At 61.1% G+C, this 2,247-nt stretch carries 4 protein-coding genes; 2 read left to right on the top strand and 2 right to left on the bottom strand.

Annotation, left to right across the window (positions count from 1 at the left end; translation table 11 throughout):
• Positions 1-37: 37 nt before the first annotated feature.
• Together MFF34_RS27800 and MFF34_RS27795 are read right to left on the bottom strand one after the other, a co-directional pair.
• Positions 38-592 carry a murein L,D-transpeptidase family protein gene (locus MFF34_RS27800; RefSeq protein ID WP_099428455.1) on the bottom strand — a complete coding sequence of 185 codons (555 nt, stop codon included), beginning with the start codon at positions 590-592 and terminating at the stop codon, positions 38-40.
• Between the two features lie 18 nt (positions 593-610).
• Positions 611-1,162, bottom strand: coding sequence for an NUDIX hydrolase (locus MFF34_RS27795; RefSeq protein WP_027595711.1), 552 nt, complete (start codon positions 1,160-1,162; stop codon positions 611-613).
• Between the two features lie 125 nt (positions 1,163-1,287).
• Between MFF34_RS27795 and MFF34_RS27790 the strand changes: the two genes are divergently transcribed.
• Both MFF34_RS27790 and MFF34_RS27785 read left to right on the top strand, forming a co-directional pair.
• A complete protein-coding gene (locus MFF34_RS27790; RefSeq protein ID WP_027595712.1) occupies positions 1,288-1,887 on the top strand; it encodes a CoA pyrophosphatase in 600 nt (199 codons plus the stop codon).
• Between the two features lie 57 nt (positions 1,888-1,944).
• Positions 1,945-2,247: gamma carbonic anhydrase family protein (locus tag MFF34_RS27785; protein WP_238217805.1), on the top strand; the 303-nt coding region annotated here is incomplete at its 3' end.

Genomic DNA, 2,247 nt, shown 5'->3' with positions numbered 1-2,247 from the left:
CGAAAGCTCCTACACGATCAGCTCATTTTGTAGAACGTCAGGGGCGGATCTCGATCAATGTCCCGTCTTTGACCAGTTCCCAGACTTCCTGCATGTCGCGGTTACGCATGGCAATGCAACCGTCCGTCCAGTCCAGGGTATGGAAGTACCACTCCGGGTATTCGTCGTTGATCGGCGTGCCATGGATCATGATCATGCTGCCGGCGCTTACGCCTTCACGGGTGGCGCGGGCGGCGTCGCTGATGTTCGGGTAGTTGATATGCATGGCCAGGTTGAAACGGTCGCTCTGTTTGCGCCAGTCCAACCAGTAGAGGCCCTCGGGGGTCTTCTTGTCGCCTTCGCGTTCCTTGGCCCCCTTGGGCTGCTTGCCCAGGGAAATCCGGTAGGTCTTCAGTGGCTCACCACGGCTGATCAGTTGCAGGCGGCGCTCGGACTTGATCACCAGCACCTTGTCGATGAGCGGCTGCATGGCGGCCTGCGATTGCGACTGAGCAGGCGCCGGTGGCTGCGGCTTGCGAATGATGGTCTCGGTGAAGGCAGCCTGAGACACCGAGGTAACGCAAAGGCAGAAAAGGGCAAACAACCAGCGCATGAAGCAGCACCTGCAGGCTTAAGTAGTGGGCGAGACGTTCATCGGCGGCAGGTACTCATGGCCTATGGGGTAGTGCTGCCCGATGCGGTCGCGATAGTAGCATTCTAGTGTGCGTGTGACGGTGCGGAAAGCCAGCTCGTCCCACGGTATCTCATGTTGTTCGAACAATCGCACCTCCAGGCTCTCGATGCCCACATCAAAGCTTAGGTCGGCCAGTTCCGCGCGGAAGAACACGTGTACCTGGTTAATGTGCGGCAGGTCGAACAACTGGTACAGGGCCATGGGCCCTACCTGGGCGCAGGCCTCCTCGACGGTTTCGCGACGGGCGGCCTGGTCGAGGGTTTCGCCGTTTTCCATGAACCCGGCGGGCAAGGTCCAGTAGCCGCGGCGTGGCTCGATGGCGCGCCGGCACAGCAGCACCTGGCTACCCCAGGTGGGCAGCACACCTGCGACGATGTTGGGGTTCTGGTAGTGAACGGTCTGGCAATACTCGCAGACATACCGCAGGCGGCTGTCGCCCTCGGGGATCCGCTGAACGACCGGTTGGCCGCATGCGCTGCAGAATTTCATGCTGTTCTTCCCTTTTGACTGGGCTATCTTGGCGCGCCGACGGGGCCGCCGCAAGCGCACGGGGCTTGGGTGCTTCGCGGCTTTGGTGCATCATGCAAGACAGGCCTTGGATACGAGAGTGCGCAATGCTGGACGAGCTTCTTCGCCGAATGAGCAACCATGAACCTGCATCACTGGAAACTGACCGACGGTTTCCCGAAGCGGCGGTACTCTTGCCCATTACCCGCAGCGAAGCGCCCGAACTGGTTTTGACCCTGCGCGCCAAGGGGCTGTCGACCCATGGTGGCGAAGTCGCCTTCCCCGGTGGCCGCCGCGACCCCGAAGACCCGGACCTGGTGTTTACCGCCCTGCGCGAGGCCGAAGAAGAAATCGGCCTGCCCCCTGGGCTGGTGGAAGTGATCGGCCCGCTGAGCCCACTGATTTCGCTGCATGGCCTGAAAGTAACGCCATTCGTCGGGCTTATCCCCGATTACGTCGAATACCGCGCCAATGATGCGGAGATCGCGGCAGTATTCACCGTGCCGCTGGAATTCTTCCGCCAGGACCCGCGTGACCACACTCACCGTATCGATTACCAAGGCCGGAGTTGGTATGTGCCCAGCTACCGTTACGGCGAATACAAGATTTGGGGGTTGTCGGCGATCATGATCGTCGAGCTGGTAAACCTGCTGTATGACGCGGGTATCAGCTTGCATCAACCCCCTGAACGTTACATCGAGATCTGAGCGGGGCCCACCCTGCCGTTTGCCGCAAACCGCCGCCGTTTATCCTGAGGAGCGAGCATGAAATATCGCCTGGGCGACCTGCGGGTCGACAGCCATCCAACCAGTTGGATCGCGCCCAACGCCACCGTGATCGGCAACGTGCGCCTGCAGGCCCGTGCCAGTGTCTGGTTTGGCGCTGTATTGCGGGGTGACAATGAGCTGATCGACATCGGCGAAGACAGCAATGTCCAGGACGGCACGGTGATGCACACCGACATGGGTTCGCCCCTGACCCTGGGCAAGGGGGTGACGGTCGGCCATAACGCCATGCTGCATGGGTGCACGGTTGGCGATTACAGCCTGATCGGCATCAACGCGGTG

The sequence above is a fragment of the Pseudomonas sp. PAGU 2196 genome, assembly GCF_022179005.1.
Lineage (GTDB): Bacteria > Pseudomonadota > Gammaproteobacteria > Pseudomonadales > Pseudomonadaceae > Aquipseudomonas > Aquipseudomonas kermanshahensis.
The sequence above is the reverse complement of the archived record's forward strand: the minus strand, read 5'-3'. Positions and strand labels throughout refer to the sequence as shown.

Excerpts from the sequence above, each read along its gene's own strand:
- MFF34_RS27800 (WP_099428455.1), bottom strand. The coding sequence starts at position 592 with ATGCGCTGGTTGTTTGCCCTTTTCTGCCTTTGCGTTACCTCGGTGTCT.
- MFF34_RS27790 (WP_027595712.1), top strand. The coding sequence starts at position 1,288 with ATGCTGGACGAGCTTCTTCGCCGAATGAGCAACCATGAACCTGCATCA.
- MFF34_RS27795 (WP_027595711.1), bottom strand. The coding sequence starts at position 1,162 with ATGAAATTCTGCAGCGCATGCGGCCAACCGGTCGTTCAGCGGATCCCC.